The 18,811-nt window shown below is 69.1% G+C and carries 13 protein-coding genes; 6 read left to right on the top strand and 7 right to left on the bottom strand.

The window, feature by feature from the left end:
- Nucleotides 1–18: 18 nt before the first annotated feature.
- Together ACIBH1_RS43320 and ACIBH1_RS43315 are read right to left on the bottom strand one after the other, a co-directional pair.
- Nucleotides 19–888, bottom strand: a complete 870-nt coding sequence (locus ACIBH1_RS43320; RefSeq protein WP_397319931.1) for a carbohydrate ABC transporter permease — start codon at nucleotides 886–888, stop codon at nucleotides 19–21.
- 8 nt (nucleotides 889–896) lie between these two features.
- Nucleotides 897–1,838 (bottom strand): carbohydrate ABC transporter permease, encoded by a 942-nt coding sequence (locus tag ACIBH1_RS43315; protein ID WP_397319930.1) that lies wholly within the window; start codon nucleotides 1,836–1,838, stop codon nucleotides 897–899.
- Nucleotides 1,839–2,013: 175 nt separating this feature from the next.
- On the opposite strand from ACIBH1_RS43315, the gene ACIBH1_RS43310 reads away from it, so the two are divergent.
- From ACIBH1_RS43310 to ACIBH1_RS43300, 3 genes are all read left to right on the top strand, one after another.
- A complete protein-coding gene (locus ACIBH1_RS43310) occupies nucleotides 2,014–4,674 on the top strand; it encodes a fibronectin type III domain-containing protein (protein WP_397319929.1) in 2,661 nt (886 codons plus the stop codon).
- 74 nt (nucleotides 4,675–4,748) lie between these two features.
- On the top strand, nucleotides 4,749–6,077 hold the full coding sequence (locus ACIBH1_RS43305; RefSeq protein WP_397319928.1) for an alpha-glucosidase/alpha-galactosidase: 1,329 nt from the start codon (nucleotides 4,749–4,751) through the stop codon (nucleotides 6,075–6,077).
- Nucleotides 6,074–6,883 (top strand): DeoR/GlpR family DNA-binding transcription regulator, encoded by an 810-nt coding sequence (locus ACIBH1_RS43300; RefSeq protein WP_397319927.1) that lies wholly within the window; start codon nucleotides 6,074–6,076, stop codon nucleotides 6,881–6,883. Before ACIBH1_RS43305 ends, ACIBH1_RS43300 begins: the two co-directional genes overlap by 4 nt.
- A gap of 133 nt (nucleotides 6,884–7,016) precedes the next feature.
- Here ACIBH1_RS43300 and ACIBH1_RS43295 read toward each other — a convergent pair whose 3' ends face one another.
- The 3 genes from ACIBH1_RS43295 to ACIBH1_RS43285 form a co-directional block, all read right to left on the bottom strand.
- Complete coding sequence (locus ACIBH1_RS43295; RefSeq protein ID WP_397319926.1) at nucleotides 7,017–7,910, bottom strand: alpha/beta hydrolase; 894 nt, start codon at nucleotides 7,908–7,910, stop codon at nucleotides 7,017–7,019.
- Nucleotides 7,907–8,317, bottom strand: a complete 411-nt coding sequence (locus ACIBH1_RS43290) for a VOC family protein (protein WP_397319925.1) — start codon at nucleotides 8,315–8,317, stop codon at nucleotides 7,907–7,909. Before ACIBH1_RS43290 ends, ACIBH1_RS43295 begins: the two co-directional genes overlap by 4 nt.
- A 110-nt stretch (nucleotides 8,318–8,427) precedes the next feature.
- Nucleotides 8,428–10,755, bottom strand: a complete 2,328-nt coding sequence (locus ACIBH1_RS43285; RefSeq protein ID WP_397319924.1) for a glycoside hydrolase family 6 protein — start codon at nucleotides 10,753–10,755, stop codon at nucleotides 8,428–8,430.
- A gap of 228 nt (nucleotides 10,756–10,983) precedes the next feature.
- On the opposite strand from ACIBH1_RS43285, the gene ACIBH1_RS43280 reads away from it, so the two are divergent.
- The 3 genes from ACIBH1_RS43280 (at nucleotide 10,984) to ACIBH1_RS43270 (ending at nucleotide 17,227) form a co-directional block, all read left to right on the top strand.
- Complete coding sequence (locus ACIBH1_RS43280) at nucleotides 10,984–13,923, top strand: glycoside hydrolase family 48 protein (RefSeq protein WP_397319923.1); 2,940 nt, start codon at nucleotides 10,984–10,986, stop codon at nucleotides 13,921–13,923.
- A 63-nt stretch (nucleotides 13,924–13,986) separates the two neighbouring features.
- Nucleotides 13,987–15,546, top strand: a complete 1,560-nt coding sequence (locus tag ACIBH1_RS43275) for a cellulase family glycosylhydrolase (protein WP_397319922.1) — start codon at nucleotides 13,987–13,989, stop codon at nucleotides 15,544–15,546.
- A gap of 82 nt (nucleotides 15,547–15,628) precedes the next feature.
- Nucleotides 15,629–17,227 (top strand): endo-1,4-beta-xylanase, encoded by a 1,599-nt coding sequence (locus tag ACIBH1_RS43270; protein ID WP_397319921.1) that lies wholly within the window; start codon nucleotides 15,629–15,631, stop codon nucleotides 17,225–17,227.
- On the opposite strand, the gene ACIBH1_RS43265 is transcribed toward ACIBH1_RS43270, so the two are convergent.
- Both ACIBH1_RS43265 and ACIBH1_RS43260 read right to left on the bottom strand, forming a co-directional pair.
- On the bottom strand, nucleotides 17,214–17,744 hold the full coding sequence (locus tag ACIBH1_RS43265; RefSeq protein ID WP_397319920.1) for a hypothetical protein: 531 nt from the start codon (nucleotides 17,742–17,744) through the stop codon (nucleotides 17,214–17,216). The two genes, ACIBH1_RS43270 and ACIBH1_RS43265, sit on opposite strands and share 14 nt — an antisense overlap.
- Entirely contained in the window at nucleotides 17,729–18,790 is a 1,062-nt protein-coding gene (locus ACIBH1_RS43260) for a lytic polysaccharide monooxygenase (protein WP_397319919.1), read from the bottom strand. Before ACIBH1_RS43260 ends, ACIBH1_RS43265 begins: the two co-directional genes overlap by 16 nt.
- Nucleotides 18,791–18,811: the final 21 nt, after the last annotated feature.

The following is an 18,811-nucleotide window of genomic DNA, read 5'->3' as shown; positions in this document are numbered from 1 at the left end:
GATGTACGGCGGAGCTTTTCACTTCATGCCGGAGAAGTTCATCGACTGCACCAGCCGCTTGCCCAGGAAGACGAGCAGGAGGAGCACGGGCAGGATCGACAGGACCGATCCGGCCATGAGCCCGGTCCAGTCAGGAGCCCGGTTCGGCGACTGCTGCAGGAAGACCCCGAGGCCCACCGTCAGGACGCGGGTGCTCTCGGCCTTGCCCACCAGCAGCGGCCACAGGTAGTCCTTCCAGCTCCACACGATGGTGGTCAGCCCGATGGTGATCAGCGGGCCGCGGCTCATGGGAAGCACGATCTTCCAGAACAGCCCCCACCTTCCGATGCCGTCGAGCGTCGCGGCCTCCTCCACGTCGCGCGGGATGGACAGGAAGAACTGGCGCAGGAAGAAGACCGCGAACGGCGTCATCAGCAGGCTCGGCAGGACCAGCCCCGGGATGGTGTTGAGGATCCCCAGCTGCTTGACCAGGACGAAGTTCGGCAGCAACGTGAAGATCGGCGGCACCATCAGGGCCGCGATGATGATGCCGAACGCCACGTCCCTGCCGGGGAACCGCAGGCGGGCGAAGGCGTAGCCCGCCATGGCGCAGCAGAAGGTCTGCACGACCGCGATGAGGCCGCTGTAGACCATCGAGTTGAACGTGTAGCGCAGGAAGTTGATCTGCGCGCCCGATCCGCCCGCGGCCCTGGCCTCCTCGGCGCTGACCAGTCCCAGCACCCGGCTGAAGTTGATCAGCGTGGGGTTGGCGGGCCACAGCGCGGTGGAGTCGCGGAACAGGTCGCCCGCCGGCGTGAGGGCCGTGCGGATCATCCAGTAGAAGGGGAAGACGGTGAGCACGACCGCGGCGGCGAGTGCGAACCAGGAGACGCCCCTGGAGATCTTCATGTGGCTCCTTAGCCCAGGTCCGAACGCGACGCGCGCAGCATCCGCATCTGCACGGTCGTCAGCACGCCGAGGATGAGCACGAGCACCATCGCTATGGCGGAGGCGTATCCCATGTGGAAGTAGGTGAACGCCTGTTGGTAGATGTAGTAGTAGATGACCCTGGTCTCGGGGATGGGCGGCTTGCCGCCGTACACGACCGCTACCGTGTCGAAGATCTGGAACGAGCCGATCAGCGACACCACCAGCACCAGCGCGATGATCGGGCGCAGGAGCGGCAGGGTGATCGACCGGAACATCCGGATCTCGCCCGCGCCGTCGATCGACGCTCCCTCGTACAGGTGCGGGGGGATCTGCAACATCCCGGCGTAGAGCAGCAGCGCGGTGTAGCCCGTGTAGGACCAGCTGTTGACCAGCGCCACGAGCGGCATCGCCCAGTCGGGGGAGTTGAAGGACAACGTCGTGTCGAGGCCGGTCAGACCGATGAGGTGGTTGACGAAGCCGAGGTCGGGGTCGAGCATCCAGGCCCACAGCAGGCCGATCGTCACGTTCGGCACCAGCCACGGCACCAGCAGCGTCGCCCGCAGCACGACTGACCGGGTCAGCCGGTGCATCAGCGCGGCCAGGCCGAGAGCGACCACCGTCTGCGAGACGATGTTGACGACCACGTAGTAGCCGGTGACCTTCAGCGCGTTCCAGAACTGCCCGTCGCTGACGAGTTCCTTGTAGTTGTCGCCGCCCACGAAGGCCGGGTCGTTCAGCAGGCTGTAGTCGGTGAACGAGTACCACACGCCGCGGACCGTCGGGTAGGCGTAGAAGACCGCGAACCCGATGATCACGGGGAGCAGGAACAGCCAGCCGACCAGGCGATCGTCTCGCCGCCTTCGCAGGCGGCCAGGAGGCCCCGCATGCTGGCCGGTCCCGGCGCCGAGTCGTGTCCCAACCGCGTGCATGCGTGCTCCCTATCGACAGCCTGTCATCGCTCAATAATGATGTGGACTAGCGATAGTTTGTCAAGGTCTAATCATATATGCGGCGCTCCAGGGCGCTTGCGATAGCGAAACCTTCATGCTTCTATTTCGTTACATCAAGGTTTCGTTCACACAACCTCACCCCCCCGAGGCTCGCATGAAGATGAGACGTTGGTTCGCCACCCTCGCCGCCACGACGACCCTCCTGCTAGGCATCGCGGTCCCCGCGTCGGCCGCCCCCGCCGGACCTCCCGCCCGGCCGCCCGCCGGGCCGGGGCCGGACACCTCGCTCACCACCCACACCTACGCCTACGCCTCCACCCCGGTCGGCCAGCCGCTGAAGGGCTTCGCCCCCTACCTGTTCCCGGGCGACAACTACGACGCCAAGTATCCGGGCGGCGTCATGTGGACCTACTTCGCGCTCAACGAGGTCATGAAGGACCCGGCCACCTGCTCCTCCATCGACTGGACGCTCTTCGAGAAGGCCCTCGACGAGGCTGCGGTGTGGGGCCGCCAGGTGGCCTTCCGCTTCTACGTGGAGTATCCGGGCGGCTCCGGCACCCACCCGGGCAACGGCATCCCGCCCTGCCTCAACGGCAAGACCGCCCTGCGCACCAACGGCTTCTGGGGCACCGTCAGCCCCGACTACGACGACCCCGACGTCATCGCGGCGTTCACCACCTTCATCAACGCCTTCGCCGCCCGCTACGACAAGGCGGGCCCCGGAGGCACGGCCGACCCGCGGATCGGCTTCATGTCCCTGGGCCTCGTCGGGTTGTGGGGCGAGTGGCACACCTGGCCCTACGACCGCGACCTCGCCGACGGCCACCCCGACCTGATGCCGACCGACGCCACCATCCGCACGCTCATCAACGCCTACGACTCGGCCTTCGACAACATCCAGCTCGAGGTCCGCTACCCCGGCCTGGCGGGCACGCAGACGGCCGGCATCGGCTTCCACGACGACTCCTGGCCCTACAAGGAGCACCGCGGCGGCCAGCTCAAGAGCATGACGCTGCCCAGATCCATGAACGGCTGGGACGACGCGTTCACCCAGATCATGCTGGACAACGGCACCGAGAACCGCTGGACCACCCACTCGATCGGCGGCGAGGCCAGGCCGGAGATCCAGGGCACGCTCTACGCCAACTACCCGGCGGGCGGCGGCCAGGTCGACGACGTGCTCGCGGCCACGGAGCTCACCCACATCAGCTGGATGATCAACCAGACGGGAGCCGGCGGCTACAGCCCCACCGACCCGAAGGTCGCCGCAGGCGTGCGGAAGATGGGCTACAACCTGCACATCCCGCAGGCCAACTTCAACAGCAGCGCCCCGGGCACGTTCAAGGTCGGCGTCACGGTCCAGAACGACGGCGTGGCGCCGTTCTACTACCCGTGGACGTTCGTCCTGGGCCTGCGCGACTCCGCCGGGAACGTGGTCAAGACCTGGGACACGAACTGGGACATCCGCACCGTCCAACCTCTCAAGATCCGGGCCTTCCCCGACTGGAACGTCGGCACCGACCCGACCTACGTCAACTACGGCCGCCCGGTGAACTTCTCGGCCGATCTCAACGCCGCGGGCGTGCCCGCCGGCAGCTACCAGCTGGTCCTGCGGGTGCGTAACCCGCTGGAGGCCGTGACCAAGGAGGTGCTGCGCAACCGCCCGGCGTCCGTGCGGCTCACCGACTGGATCATCGACCGGTGGCGCCCGGCCTATCCCCTGTCGTTCGCCAACGCCAACCAGCGCGCCGACGGCTGGGTCGACCTGGGAGCGGTCAACACCACCGGCACCTGCGGCGGTGACTGCGCTGTGCCGTCCACACCGTCCGGCCTGACCGTCACCGGGCGCACCGACACCAGCGTCTCCCTGTCGTGGTCGGCCTCGACCGACACCGGCGGCAGCGGCCTGCGCGGCTACAACGTCTACCGCTCCGGCACCAAGGTCACCGCGACCCCGGTCACCGGCACCACCTTCACCGACAGCGGGCTGTCGGCCGGCCGCACCTACCAGTACACCGTGGAGGCGGTCGACAACGCCGGCAACCTGTCCGCCCGGTCGGCCGCCGTCAGCGCGACCACCACCGGCTGCTCCGGCGACTGCACCGCGCCCACCGCGCCCACGCTGACCTCGACGGGCAGGACCTCCACCTCGGTGTCGCTGTCGTGGAGCGGGGCCACCGACAACGCCGGCGTCACCGGCTACGAGGTCTACCGCGGCGCCACCAGGGTCGCCACCGCCACCGGCACCACCTACACCGACGACGGCCTGACCCCGTCGACCAGCTACACCTACACGGTCAGGGCCACCGACGCCGCGGGCAACCAGTCGCCGCCGAGCAACACGGTCACCGTCTCCACGACGGCGAACACGGGCCTGGTGCTCGACAACTTCGACGGCCCCTATCCCGCGCAGAACGACCTGGGCAAGTGGACGGGAGGCAACTGCTTCCTGGACGGCGGCGGCTCGGGTGTGGTCTCCGGTGGAGCGTTGAGCCTGCGCTACAACAACTGCGGCTGGTTCGGCAGTGACGTGGGTGTGGACCTCAGCTCGAAGACGCACCTGGTGATCCGGGTCAAGGGCGCCTCCGGCGGCGAGCAGGCGCACTTCAACCTGGGCCTGGGCGGCACGACGAAGGTCTTCGGCGACTTCACGCTGGACGGCGGCGGTAGGCCGGCGATCACCACGGCCTACCAGGACATCAGGATCCCGATGGCGGCCAACGGGATCAGCCGCAACTCGCCGAGTCAGCTGGCCATGGGCTTCTGGTACGGCGGAGCCTCCACGATCACCATCGACGAGATCCGCTTCGAATAGTCAGGAAGCCGGGGATGCCTGACCGGCGTCCCCGGCTTTCGCAGGGGTAAACTCCTGGCCTCAGGAGGTTTCGGATGGCAAAGGTCGTCATCACCGGGGCCGGCAACGTCGAGCTCACGCGAAAGATCCTCTCGGATCTCTTCTCCTGCGCCGAACTCGCCGGGACTCTCCACATCGCGCTGCATGACGTCGACCCAGGACGGCTCGCCACCGCGCAGCAGCTCGCCCGCAGGCTCGACGCCGAGACCGGCGCCCGCGCCCGCATCGACACCGGCGACGACAGGCGGCCGCTGCTCGACTCGGCCGACTTCGTCATCTGCCAGTTCAACATCGGCGGCCACGACGCGGTGCTGCGCGACTTCGAGATCGCCCGCAGGCACGGCCTGCGCCAGACGCTCGGCGACACCCTCGGCGCGGGCGGCATCTTCCTGGCCCTGCGGACCATCCCCGAGGCCGTCGGCCTGGCCGGCGACATGGCCGAGCTGTGCCCCGACGCCTGGCTGCTCAACTACACCGATCCCATGGCCACGCTGTGCTGGGCGATCCGCGCCGCCACGCCGCTGCTCAACGTCGCGGGCCTGTGCTACTCCGTGCGCGACACGCACGCCCTCCTGGCCGACCTGGTCGGCCGCGAGCTGGAGGAGATCGACTTCCTCACTGCCGGAGTCAACCACCAGGCGTTCGTCCTGCGATTCGAGAGCGAGGGGCGTTCGCTCTACCCGGAGCTCGACCTGCTCATGGAGAGCGACCAGGAGCTGCGCGGCCACGTCCGCAGCGAGATCTACCGCCGGTTCGGCTACTTCCCCACCGAGTCGAGCGAGCACGCCGCCGAATACGTGCCGTGGTTCCTCCCACATGACCAGGAGGTCGTACGGCTCGGCCTGCCCGTCGACGAGTCACTGAGACGCGGCGCCCGCAAGCTCGACTCCTACGAACGCCTGCGCGGCTCGCTGGCCACCGGCGAACCTCTGCTCGCCCGCTGGAAACACTTCGAGATGGCCTCCGAGATGATCCACTCGATGGTCACGGGGACACCCCGCGAGATCCATCTGACCTTGCCGAACTCCGGGCTCATCGACAACCTGCCCGCCGAGGCCTGCGTCGAGGTGCCCGCGGACGTCGACGGATCAGGGGTCCGACCGCGGCCGGTGGGTGCGCTGCCGGTGCAGCTCGCCGCGCTGAACCGCACCTTCCTCAACGTGGTGGAGCTGACCGTGACCGCTGCCCTGGAGGACCAGCGGTCCGCGGTGTACCAGGCGGCCATGCTCGATCCCAACACCTCGGCCACCCTCCCGGTGCCGGCCATCGAGCAGCTCTGCGACGAGCTCATCGACGCGCACCGGGCGCTGCTGCCCGCCGGCATCGTCCGCGGCACGCCGACGACCTCGGGCAGGGCACGATGATGGCCGAAGGGGAGGCGGCGGCCGACATCGCCGTCGACGACAGGCGCGAACGCATCGTCTCCATGGTCACCGAGCACGAGTTCGTCCGCGTCACCGACCTGGCCGAGATCTTCCGCGTCACCAGCGTCACGATCCGCGCCGACCTCGAACTGCTCGACAAGCAGGGCGCCATCCGCCGCGTCCGCGGAGGCGCGATCCCGGCCAAGCCGTACCGCCCCGTCGAGGCGTCCTCCGACGCCGCCGCCGGCAGCGCGGCGATGGAGAAGACCCGGCTCGCCCGTCACGCGGCCGGCCTCGTGGCCTGCGGCGAAAGCCTGATCATCGACGCGGGCACCACCATGACCTTCCTGGCCCGCGCCATCGTCGCCCGCGCCGACCTGACCGACATCATCGTCTTCACCAACAGCCTCCAGGTCGCCATCGAGCTCGAACCGGCCATCCCGCGCATCACCGTGCTCGTCACCGGGGGCACCCTCCGGCCCGCCACGCACGCGCTCGTCGACCCGCTCGGCGCGCCCATGCTCGAACGGATCCACGCCGACACGCTCTTCCTCGGATGCCACGGGGTGCACCCGGAGCACGGCGTCACCTCCGAGCACCTCCTGGAGGCGGAGATGCAGCGCAGGATGATCGCGGCCTCGCGGCGGCGGATCGTCCTGGCCGACTCCTCGAAGCTCGGCAGGACCGGGCTGGCGCCCATCCACCCGCTGGGCGAGTCCGACCTGCTGGTGACCGGCAGGGAGGCCGATCCGGCGATCGTCACCGAGCTCCGCGCGGTCGGCGCCCACATCGACCTCGTGGACTAACCCCGCCGGGACAGGGCTCGTGGACCGGCCTTGCCGGGACAGGCTCCCGGACTAGCCCGCCGGCGCAGGGCTCATGGGCGGGCCCGCTGGCGCAGGGCTCGTGGGCCCGGCCTGCCGGGACAGGGCTCGGGGGTCAGTTCTGGTGGAACCGGGCGCCGAGCCAGGTGTGCAGGTCGTCGAGTGCCGCGTCGGCCATCGGCGTCGCGTGTCCGGTGAAGCCGTGTGGCGCGGCGGGGTAGACGCGCAGGTCGACATCGACGCCGGCCCCGGACAGCCGCGCGGCCATGGCGAGGTTGTCGCGCAGCAGGATGTCCTCCTCGCCGACGATGATCAGCACCGGCGGCAGGCCGGTGGGATCGGCGTAGATCGGGGAGAGGTCGGGCAGAGTGCGATCTTGCTCGGAGCCCGAGTAGGCCTCGATGAAGTACTCGTCGGCGATCAGCCGCCCGCCGGGGGTCAGGCCGCTGAGGTCGTAGGTTCCGAACTGCAGCACGGCGCCGCCGAACGCGGCCACGCCACGGTCGCGCAGCCGTACGAGGGTGGTCATCGCCAGGGTGGCGCCCGCGGAGAACCCGCCGACGGCGAGGCGATCGGTCCCGAACCGGGCGGCCGTGTGTCCGGCGAGCCACATCGCCACGGTTTCGCAGTCGTCGGGCGCGGCCGGCCACGGATTCTCCGGCGCGAGCCGGTAGTCGACGCTGACGACCACGATGCCGAGCGTGTCGGCGAGCCGGCGGTTGCGGACGTCGCTCGCCGCCGCCGAGCCGCTGTAGAAGCCGCCGCCGTGGATGTCGAGCAACACTCCGGCGGCGGTGGGGGTGGCCGGGAGGTGGATCCTGACCGGGACCGCGCCGTCGATCACCTCGACGGTCGCGGGCGGGTCGGACGGCGCGGGTGGCTTCGCCGCGGCGCGGATGGCCTGGAGTTCGTCCCCGTTGCTCGGGCCCCGGCCCGTGCCCCGCTTGTCGTAGAACGCGCGGGTCGCTTCGACGAGAGGGATCAGCCGGGGGTCGGGTCCGGGGTTCAACCGCGCTGGGGCCAGACCGGACCTTCGGCGGTCCAGGTGACGCCCTTGTTGCGGCACAGGCAGAAGGGGTGGCCGATCGGGTCGGTGTAGACCCGCCAGCCGTAGCCCTCGGGGCCGATGGAGTCGTGTCGCAGGGTCGCGCCGAGGTCGAGGATGCGCTGCTGCTCCGACTCGATGTCGTCGACCTCGAAGTCGAGGTGGAACTGCTTGGGGTGGTCGCTGTCGGGCCACTGCGGAGCGCGGTAGTCGTCGACGCGGATGAAGGCCAGCTCGATCTCGCCGAACTTGATGCCGGCCCAGTCCGCGTGGCTGCCGTCCTTGATCGGGCGGCCCGTCACCTCGGAGTAGAAGGCGGCCAGCTTCATGGTGTCGGGGCAGTCGATGATGAAGTCGGTGAGTCGAAGCATCCAGCGAGCTTGCCACAAGATCGTTGATGCCCCGGCCCGCGGATGGCGGGCCGGGGCATCACTCAATGCCGGGGCATCACTCGATCAGTGCCATGGCATCTCTCGATCGATCAGGAGAGGGGCGGGTAGGCGTTGGCCAGCAGCTGGCGGAACTGCGCCGAGAACCACTGACCCGAGATCGGGGCGTCGGGCAACGCACCGCTCATGTTGTTCTTGTTGCGGTCGTTACCGGCGTAGGTCGGGTCGCACATCCGGTCGAAGCCCTTGCCCTCGTTGTTGGGGATCTCCTTGCTGGAGCCGTCGGACTCGCCCGGAGGCTTGATCCAGACATAGGCGTCGATGCCGGTGGCGGGGGCCGCCTGGGGACGCTCGCCGAGGCCTGCGCCGCTCTGGTTGCACCAGTTGCCGGCGTGGATGCGCCGGTCGACGCGCGACTGGTCGACGAAGGTGTCGAGGATGTTGGACGTGCTGGGTGCGGTCGGGCGGGCCGTACCGCCCCAGCCGTTGCGGGAGGTGTCGATGAGCATGCCGATGGTGGACGGGAAGCCCTCGGAGATCAGGCGGGTGCGGAAGGCCTGGGCGAAGGAGAGCTCGTCGACGTACCAGTTCCAGTCGAGCCACTTCGAGGCGCGCACGCTCTGGCCGTTGACCTGCGTGTTGATGGTGAAGTGCGGCTCGCGCAGGGCGGAGTAGTTGGCGGTGTTGGTGATGAAGCCGTGCACGGTGGCGCGGCCTCCGGTGGCGCCGGCGGCGGTGGAGGAGAACAGCTGGGCGGACGGGCCGAAGTTGGTGTCCCAGCCGAGCCAGCCGTGGTGGGCGGCGTCGACGTAGTTGTAGACGTTCGGCACCGCGTACAGCTTGCTCAGGGCGTACTGCACACCCTCGACGTAGGCGCCGCTGTCCTTGGCCTCCTGGCACTTGGCCACGTTGAGGTTGGTGACCAGGTTCGGCAGCGAGTCGATCTCGACGATCGCGACGATGCGGAGGTTGCGGTACTTGGAGTCCGACATGATCGCGGCGATCGGGTCGATGTACTCGGTCTTGTACCGGTTGAGGCCGTTCTGCGCGATGAGCAGCTCGCCGTTGGAGGCCAGGGCGGAGCAGTCACGGTTGGGCAGGTTGTAGATGACGAACTGGATCGTCAGCGGCCTGGAGCCGTTGGCGGCGTCCTGGGCGACGGCCGCGTCGAGGTGGGCGCGCAGGCCCTTCGCGGAGGAGCTGCCCGCGATGGCGGCGATGCGGTCCATCCAGACGCCGGTCGAGACGTTGGCGACGGCGCTGCCTCCGGGCTCGGCGGCGGCCTTGGCGCTCCAGTCGGAGTTCACGTAGCCGTCGGCGCCGGCGTAGGGGTTGTCGACGCGTCCGGGGCCGGTGCCGCCGTCGTTGTCGGACTCGGTGGCGGTGACGGTCACCGAGGTGAGGCCGGTGGAGGCGACGGTGAACGGGCGGGTGCCGTTGGTTTCGTCGCTGTCCTCGGCCGCGGCGATCGTGACGTTCTGCGCGGTGTTCCAGTTGGAGGTGGTGAAGGTCAGCGAGCCGCCGCCGGAGACGGTCAGGTCGCTGTCGCCGCTGCCTGCCGTGCTGGTGACCGTGACGTTACCGGTCGGCTGCGACTGCAGGCGCACGCCGTAGGTGGCGCTGCCGCCCTCGTTGACGCTCACGGCGGTCGGGCTGACCACGAGGGCCTGGGTGCCGGTGCCGCCGTCGTTGTCGGACTCGGTGGCGTTGACCGTGACCGAGGTGAGGCCGGTGGAGGCGACGGTGAACGGGCGGGTGCCGTTCGTGGTGTCGCTGTCCTCGGCGGCCGCGACGGTGACGTTCTGCGGGGTGTTCCAGTTCGACGGGGTGAAGGTCAGCGAGCCGCCGCCGGAGAGGGTCAGGTCGCTGTCGCCGCTGCCTGCCGTACTGGTGACCGTGACGTTGCTCGACGGCTGCGACTGCAGGCGCACGGAGTAGGTCGCGGTGGCGCCCTCGGTGACGCTGACGCTGGTCGGGGAGACGACCAGGGACTGGGTGCCGGTGCCGGGGCCGGTGCAGGCCGTGCCGTTGATCGCGAACGCGTCGGGGTTGGCGCCGGAGCCCGAGCCGTTGAAGCCCACGCTCCACTGCGCGCCGCTCGCCTTGCTGCCGTTGTAGGAGGCGTTGGCGATGCTGACGGCGGCGCCGTTCTGGGTCGGCACCCCGTCCCAGGCGTTGGTGATCCGCTGGTTGTCAGGGAAGGTGAAGGTCAGGTTCCAGCCGTTCAGCGCGTCACCGTGGTTGGTGATCGCGATGCTCGCACCGAAACCGCCGCCACCCTCCCACGTCTTGGAGTAGGCGACGGAGCAGGCGACGGCCGCCTGCGCACTGGTGGGCTGGAGCGCGACGAGGCCGAGGGACGCGACCGTCACGGAGGTCGCGGTCACCGCCCATCGCCGCCAGCGCGGAAGAACACTCACGGATACTCCTAGGGGTTGGGAGCGCTCCCACATAGTTGAGCGGGGTTCACGACTCTGTACAGCCGTCCGTGAGCGAAACCCGGAAAATCCCAGGAAACCGATGAAAGTTTCATCACCAGATACCGGGTTACCTTGATGAAACGCGGATGACATTGACATGACCCACGGGGCGACGGTCATGGTATGGGAGCGCTCCCAACCCACCGGCTCACCCCCTGGAGCTCTCGGATGCGAAAACCCGCACTGTGGGCGGCACTGGCCACCCTCCTCACCGGGATGGCCGTCGCGGCTCCCGCCCAAGCGGCGGTCGCCTGCACGGTCACCTACAACAAGACCTGGGAAGGAGGCGGCGGCTTCGGCGCGAGCATCGCGATCACCAACCAGGGTGACGCGCTGAACGGCTGGACGCTGACCTTCACCTTCCCCGGCAACCAGCGGATCACCAACGCCTGGGACGGCGTCCCGACGCAGAACGGCGCCAACGTCAGCATCGCCAACGCCTCCTACAACGCCAACAAGGCGTCAGGTGCGCAGTGGACGGTCGGCTTCAACGGCTCCGGCTCGGGCGCCAACCCCGACACCTTCGCGATCAACGGCACCACCTGCACGGGCCCGCAGCAGCCCCAGAGCCTGATGGTGACCCCGACCAGCGTGAGCGTGCCCGAGGGCGACGACGAGACGTTCGCCGTGCGGCTGCAGTCGCAGCCGTCGAGCAACGTCACCGTCACCACCACCGCGGGCACCGGTGACAGCGACCTGACCGTCGCGAGCGGCACCCCGCTGACCTTCACCCCGTCGAACTGGAACACGCCGCAGCTCGTCTCGATCGCCGCGGCGCAGGACAGCGACACCACCAACGGCACGCGCCCGTTCACCGTCGCCTCGGCCGGCCTGACCAGCGTCACGGTCAACGCCACCGAGTCCGACAACGACGGCGCCCAGGCCCTGGTCGTGACGCCGACCAGCCTCAACGTCCCCGAGGGCGCGCAGGCGATCGTCAACGTGAAGCTCCAGGCCCAGCCGTCCGGCAGCGTGACGGTCACCCCGTCGGCCGGCGCCGGTGACGCCGACCTGACGCTCGCCGGCACCGCCGCGCTGACCTTCACCTCGACGAACTGGAACGTCGACCAGCAGGTGCGCATCAACGCCGCCGACGACGCCGACGACGACAACGGAAGCCGCACGTTCACCATCGCCTCGAGCGGTGTGCCGAGCGTGACGGTCACCGCCACCGAGGTCGACGACGACGCCCCGTCGAACAGCTACCTGACCGAGTTCCAGACCCAGTACGACAAGATCAAGAACCCGGCCAACGGCTACTTCTCACCCGAGGGCATTCCTTACCACTCGGTCGAGACGCTGCTGGTCGAGGCTCCTGACCACGGTCACCAGACCACCAGCGAGGCCTTCAGCTACTGGCTGTGGATGGAGGCGCAGTACGGCAGGCTGACCAAGAACTGGGCGCCGTTCAACAACGCCTGGAACATCATGGAGCAGTACATCATCCCCTCCACGGCCAACCAGCCCGGCGGGCAGTCGACCTACAACCCGGCCGACCCCGCCGACTACGCGCCCGAGCGCAACCTGCCCAGTCAGTACCCCGTGCCGCTGAGCACGACGGTCGTGGCCGGTCAGGACCCGCTCTCGGCCGAACTGCAGTCGTCCTACGGCAACAAGAGCATGTACGCCATGCACTGGCTGCTGGACGTGGACGACGTCTACGGCTTCGGCACCGGCCGCGGCAGCTCGTTGTCGGAGTGCGGTGACAACACCAAGCGCGTCACCTACATCAACACCTACCAGCGCGGTCCGCAGGAGTCGGTCTGGGAGACCATCCCGCACCCCTCGTGCGACACCCAGCGGTACGGCTCGTCCACCGGCTTCCCGTCGCTGTTCATCCAGGGCTCGACCGGCAACCAGTGGCGTTACACCGCCGCACCCGACGCCGACGCGCGCGCCGTCCAGGCCGCGTACTGGGCGCTGACCTGGGCCACCGAGCAGGGCAACCAGTCGCAGCTCTCGGCCACCATGGCCAAGGCCGCCAAGCTCGGCGACTACCTGCGCTACGCGATGTACGACAAGTACTTCAAGAACCCCGGCTGCACCTCGCCCACCTGCGCGGCCGGCAGCGGCAAGAGCAGCTCGGCCTACCTGCTGAACTGGTACTTCGCCTGGGGCGGCGCGATGGACGGCGCCTGGGCGTGGCGTATCGGCTCCAGCCACAACCACGGCGGTTACCAGAACCCGCTGGCCGCCTGGGTGCTGTCGCCGCAGGGCCCGTCGGCTCTGCGCCCGCAGTCGCCTACGGCCGACGACGACTGGGCCAAGAGCCTGACCCGCCAGGTGCAGTTCTACACCTGGCTGCAGTCGGCGGAGGGCGCCATCGCCGGTGGCGCCACCAACAGCTGGGACGGCGACTACCAGCAGCCCCCGGCCGGCACGCCGAGCTTCTTCGGCATGGCCTACGACCCCGACCCCGTCTACCACGACCCGCCCTCGAACCAGTGGTTCGGCTTCCAGGCCTGGGGCATGGAGCGCCTGGCGGAGCTGTACTACGTGACCGGCGACACCAAGGCCAAGGCCGTCCTCGACAAGTGGGCCGCCTGGGCGATCTCGGAGACCACGCTCGGCTCCGGCAGCACCTACCAGATCCCGAACGAGATGGGCTGGAGCGGCGCCCCCGCCGCCAGCTTCAACACCGAGGGCGGCACGCCGGGACCGAACCCCGGCCTGCACGTGACCGTCCGCACCTACACCAACGACGTGGGCGTGGCAGCCGGCTACGCGCGCACCCTGATCTACTACGCCGCCAAGTCCGGCAACGCCGCCGCCAAGGCCACAGCCAAGGGGCTGCTCGACCGGATGTTGCTGCTCAAGGGCAGCAAGGGCATCACCGTGCCCGAGACCCGCGGCGACTACAACCGCTTCGATGACTCCGTGTACGTGCCGTCGAGCTTCACCGGCACCATGCCGAACGGCGACACGATCAACTCCAGCTCCACCTTCATCGGGATCCGGTCGTTCCTGAAGAACGACCCGGAATGGAGCAAGGTCCAGTCGCACCTGAACGGCGGGCCGGCCCCGACGTTCACCTACCACCGCTTCTGGGCGCAGTCGGACATCGCCATGGCGCTGGCCGACTACGGCTCGCTCTTCCCGAACGGATGACCTGGGACCCGCGCGGGACGGCCTGACCCCGTCCCGCGCGGGTCTCAACCTCGAAAGGTTGTCATGAGAAGCCTCCTAGCCATATTCGCCCTGCTGGCCTCGATGATCGTGGCCGCCGCTCCCGCGCAGGCCGCCGTCGGCCTGCGCGTCGAGGGGCGCGACATCGTCGAGTCGGACGGCAACGTCTTCGTCATCCGGGGAACCAGCCATCCGCACGCCTGGTACGCCAGCCAGACCTCGTCCATCGCCAACATCAAGTCGCTGGGCGCCAACGCCGTACGCGTGGTGCTGAGCGGCGGCCGGTGGACCACCAACACCGCCGCCGACGTGGCCAACATCGTCTCGCTCTGCGAGGCGAACCGGCTCGTCTGCATCCTGGAGAACCACGACACCACCGGGTACGGCGAGCAGAGCGGCGCCGTCACCCTCGACGCCGCGGCCAACTACTGGATCGGCATCCAGAGCGCGCTGACCGGCCACGAGGACAGCGTGATCATCAACATCGGCAACGAGCCGGTGGGCAACAACGCCGTCACCCCCACCTGGACCCAGGCCACCTCGGCCGCGATCGTGAAGCTGCGCAACGCGGGCTTCCAGCACCTGCTCATGGTCGACGCCCCGAACTGGGGTCAGGACTGGCAGTTCCAGATGCGCGACAACGCGGCCACCGTGGCCGCCGCGGACCCGCAGGACAACACCGTGTTCTCGGTGCACATGTACGGCGTCTTCGACACCGCGGCCGAGATCAACGCCTACCTCGACGCGTTCGAGGACAACGGCCTGCCCCTGGTGATCGGGGAGTTCGGCTTCAACCACTCCGACGGCAACCCCGACGAGGACACGATCATGGCCCAGGCCCAGGCCAGGGGGATCGGCTACCTCGGCTGGTCGTGGAGCGGCAACGGCGGCGGCGTCGAGTACCTCGACCAGGTCGTCAACTTCAACCCCGCCCAGCTCACCTCGTGGGGTGTGCGGTTGTTCCAGGGCACCAACGGCATCGCCTCGACCGCCGAGGAGTGCTCCCAGTGTGGCGGCGGCGCTCCGCCCGTCGACACGACCCCGCCCTCCACGCCGGCGAACCTGGCGGCGTCGGGCACCACGTCCAACTCCACGAACCTGTCGTGGAGCGCCTCCACGGACAACGTGGCCGTCACCGGCTACGAGATCCTGCGCGGCGGCACCCAGGTCGGCACGTCGACCACGACCGGCTTCACCGCGACCGGCCTGACCCCGAGCACGGCCTACCAGTTCCAGGTCCGCGCCCGTGACGCCGCCGGTAACCGTTCCGGCCTGTCCACCGCCGTCAACGTGACGACGCAGGCGGGTCCCGTGAGCGGCTGTACGGCCACGGCCTCGGTGCAGTCGCAGTGGGGCGGCGGTTACGTGATGCAGGTGACGGTCAAGAACACCGGCCCGTCCACCATCACCGGCTGGGGTGCGGCCTTCGCGCTGCCGTCCGGCCACAGCCTCAGCAACATCTGGAACGCCACCTACTCGGGTGGCGTGGCGCGCAACATGCCCTACAACGGCACTCTGGCTCCGAACGCTTCGACCAGCTTCGGCTTCCAGGCCACCAGGCCCGGCGGCGACAACGCCGTGCCGACCACCTTCACCTGTTCCTAACGGAATCCGGGCACCTCGACGGGTGCCCTGATTTCTGCGACGACCCGAAAGTTTCGCCCCCCAAGAGAAAGTGTCACCCTCCATGAGATGGTTACCAGCCGCCGCGATGCTCTCCACGCTGCTGATCGCGGCCGCCCCCGCCCAGGCCTCTGAGCCGCTGCGCGAGCACGCCGCCGACCGCGGCAAGTTCATCGGCGCCGCCCTGGCCACCAGCCCGCTGGCCAACGAGACGGCCTACCGGAACATCGCCGCCTCGGAGTTCAACCAGGTCACCGCCGAGAACGCGATGAAGTGGGACGCCACGGAGCCCTCCGACGGACAGTACAACTTCGGCGGCGCCGACCAGATCGTCGCCTTCGCCACCCAGAACAACCAGCAGGTCCACGGCCACACGCTGGTCTGGCACAGCCAGACGCCGAACTGGGTGCAGGGCCTGTCGGCGGCCAACATGCGCACCGCCATGCAGGACCACATCGCCACCGTCGTCGGCCGCTACGCCAGCAACGCCACGGTCGTCTCGTGGGACGTGGTCAACGAGGTCTTCAACGAGGACGGCACCTTCCGCCAGTCGTTCTGGTACAACACGCTCGGCCAGAGCTTCATCGCCGACGCCTTCCGCTACGCCCGCGCCGCCGACCCCAACGCCCGGCTGTGCATCAACGACTACAACGTCGAGGGCGTCAACGCCAAGAGCACCGCGATGTACAACCTGGTCAGCAGCCTGCGCCAGCAGGGTGTGCCGGTCGACTGCGTCGGCTTCCAGGGGCACCTGGCCACGCAGTACGGCTTCCCGAGCTCGCTCCAGCAGAACATGGAGCGCTTCGCGGCCCTGGGCGTGCAGGTGCGCGTCACCGAGCTCGACGTGCGGGTGCAGATGCCGCGTGACGCCAACGACGACGCCACCCAGGCCACCTACTACCGCAACGTCATCAACGCCTGCAACGCCGTCCAGGCGTGCGCGGGCGTGACCATCTGGGGCTTCACCGACAAGTACTCGTGGGTGCCCGACACCTTCCCCAGCGAGGGCGCGGCGCTCATCTACGACGCCAACTACGCGACCAAGCCGTCGTACACCGCCGTCCACGACGCGCTGGCCGGTCCTCCGACCGGCGACGACACCACGCCTCCCACGGCTCCTGGCAACCTGACCGCCTCGGGCACGACGTCGACCTCGACGAACCTGTCGTGGAGCGCCTCGACCGACAACGTGGGCGTGACCGGCTACGAGATCCTGCGCGGCGGCACCCAGGTCGGCACCTCGACCACGACCAGCTTCACCGCGTCGGGCCTGAGCCCGTCCACGGCCTACCAGTTCCAGGTCCGCGCCCGTGACGCCGCGGGCAACCGTTCGACGTCGTCGGCCGCCGTCAGCGTGACCACCCAGCCCGGCACCGGCGGGAGCTGCACGGCCACCGCCGTCACCCAGACCCAGTGGAGCACCGGCTACGTCATCCAGCCGGTCACCGTCACCGGTTCGGGGCTGAACGGCTGGACCGTGACCTTCACCCTGCCCGCGGGCCACGCCATCACCGGCTCGTGGAACGCCACCCTGACGGTCAGCGGCCAGACCGTGACCGCCAAGAACATGCCCTACAACGCGGGCTCGGGCGCCACCTTCGGCTTCCAGGCCTCCCGGCCGGCGGGCAACACCGCCCTGCCGACCGGGTTCACCTGCTCCTAGACACGTCGAAACGCCGCTGCGCCTCGTCGATCACCTCTAGATCGGTGAAGGTGTCCAGGGCGGCCTCGTGGTAACGCGCGGGGATCAGGTCCCGGACCCGGTCGGGGTAACCCGCACCGGACTCCGGGACCACCACGCGTGAGGTGGCCAGTTCGACCGCCAGGGGCCCGGAGGCGCGGATCGCCTCGGCCCAGCGCACGCCGAACTCGTCGACGGCGCACAGATGATGCGCGTAGACCCAGCGCACCTGGCTGACGTCGGCCGCGTCGGCCGGCTCGACGCCGAAGGGCTCGACCGCGCAGACCACCAGCATCGAACCCTCGCCGAACCGGTGCCCGTGCTGGTGGTGCTCGGAGGGGGAAGCACGTTCGAGCAACTGCGTGATCCGCAGCGACAGCGCCTGGCGCAGGCCGTCGGGGATCGCCGGACGTCCGGCGAGGAAGACGACCAGCAGGACGACGAGAGCCGTCGCGGCGAGAGTGCCCGCGACGGCCCACAGTCCTACGAAGCGGCGCAAGTCAGCACCGGGTTGGTGGGCGGGGTGCCCGAGGCGTTGAATCCGAACGACGTCGTGGCGTTCGCCGCGAGGCTGCCGTTGTAGGAGGCGTTCTTCACCGCCACGTTGGGCGCCGGCGATTCGACGACTCCGTTCCATGGTGCGGCGTCGAAGGTCTGGCCACCGGAGAAGTTCCAGCGGACCGTCCAGCCGTTGAGCGGGGTACTTCCGGTGTTGCGCACCGTCACGTTGGCCCCGAAGTGCCCCGACCAGGTCGAGGTGGTCTGCCAGGTGGCCGTGCAGCCCGCGTTGCCGGTGGGCGTGATCGTCGGCGAGCTGGTCGCGGAGTTGGTCGGGTCGGGCGACTGGGTGCCGCCCTGGTTCGGGCCGATCCCGGTGACCTCGCCGTTGCCGCCGTCGAAGACGACGTCCGAGCAGCTGAAGAAGTTCTCGTTGCTGTCGGAGCGAACCCACTGGATGTAGATGATGTGCCTGCCGGTCTTGCCAGGGGGCAGCTGGCCGTTCCAGTAGTAGTAGTTCAGCTCACCGGGCCCGCCCGACTGCGGCGGGTTGGTGACGCTGGCGAAGGACTCCAGGTCGCCCCAGGCGAGCGGGCTGCTGGGGTTCCAGCCGTTCTTGGTCACGTAGAGCCGGAAGGTGCCGGGGTGCGCCGCCCAGTTGCTGAAGCGGAACTGGATGTTGGCGCCCGAGGTCAGGTGGGTCGTGGGCCAGTCGGTGCGGGCGGCGTTGTAGCCGGTGAAGTCGTAGGGTCCACCGGTGCCGCCGCTGCAGATCTGCCCGTCGGGGATGAATCCGACGGTTCGGCCGCCCGCGTCGGAGCGCAGCACCGCGAACCAGTTGTACAGGGGGGTGGTGCCGTTGGCGGCGATGGCGGCCGCGCAGGCGGGGTTGTAGGCGATGATCTGGCCGTTGTCCCTCAGGCCGTCCTTCCAGCACAGGAAGGTGCGTCCGCCGGGGAACATGGACACGCCGTGGGCCACCGCGGGCGTGCTCTGGGTGAGCAGGATGACGATGAGCGCCGCGGCCAACGCTGCGAATCTTCGCATGTACTACCTCCTCCTTTGGGA

The organism is Nonomuraea sp. NPDC050663 (assembly GCF_044456985.1).
In the GTDB taxonomy this organism is placed as follows: domain Bacteria; phylum Actinomycetota; class Actinomycetes; order Streptosporangiales; family Streptosporangiaceae; genus Nonomuraea.
The sequence above is the reverse complement of the archived record's forward strand: the minus strand, read 5'-3'. Positions and strand labels throughout refer to the sequence as shown.

What these genes read in the sequence shown, in the direction of transcription:
- ACIBH1_RS43280 (WP_397319923.1), top strand. Translation starts at nt 10,984, where the DNA reads ATGCGAAAACCCGCACTGTGGGCGGCACTGGCCACCCTCCTCACCGGG.
- ACIBH1_RS43320 (WP_397319931.1), bottom strand. Translation starts at nt 888, where the DNA reads ATGAAGATCTCCAGGGGCGTCTCCTGGTTCGCACTCGCCGCCGCGGTC.
- ACIBH1_RS43305 (WP_397319928.1), top strand. Translation starts at nt 4,749, where the DNA reads ATGGCAAAGGTCGTCATCACCGGGGCCGGCAACGTCGAGCTCACGCGA.
- ACIBH1_RS43290 (WP_397319925.1), bottom strand. Translation starts at nt 8,317, where the DNA reads ATGCTTCGACTCACCGACTTCATCATCGACTGCCCCGACACCATGAAG.
- ACIBH1_RS43310 (WP_397319929.1), top strand. Translation starts at nt 2,014, where the DNA reads ATGAAGATGAGACGTTGGTTCGCCACCCTCGCCGCCACGACGACCCTC.
- ACIBH1_RS43260 (WP_397319919.1), bottom strand. Translation starts at nt 18,790, where the DNA reads ATGCGAAGATTCGCAGCGTTGGCCGCGGCGCTCATCGTCATCCTGCTC.
- ACIBH1_RS43270 (WP_397319921.1), top strand. Translation starts at nt 15,629, where the DNA reads ATGAGATGGTTACCAGCCGCCGCGATGCTCTCCACGCTGCTGATCGCG.
- ACIBH1_RS43315 (WP_397319930.1), bottom strand. Translation starts at nt 1,838, where the DNA reads ATGCACGCGGTTGGGACACGACTCGGCGCCGGGACCGGCCAGCATGCG.
- ACIBH1_RS43300 (WP_397319927.1), top strand. Translation starts at nt 6,074, where the DNA reads ATGATGGCCGAAGGGGAGGCGGCGGCCGACATCGCCGTCGACGACAGG.
- ACIBH1_RS43275 (WP_397319922.1), top strand. Translation starts at nt 13,987, where the DNA reads ATGAGAAGCCTCCTAGCCATATTCGCCCTGCTGGCCTCGATGATCGTG.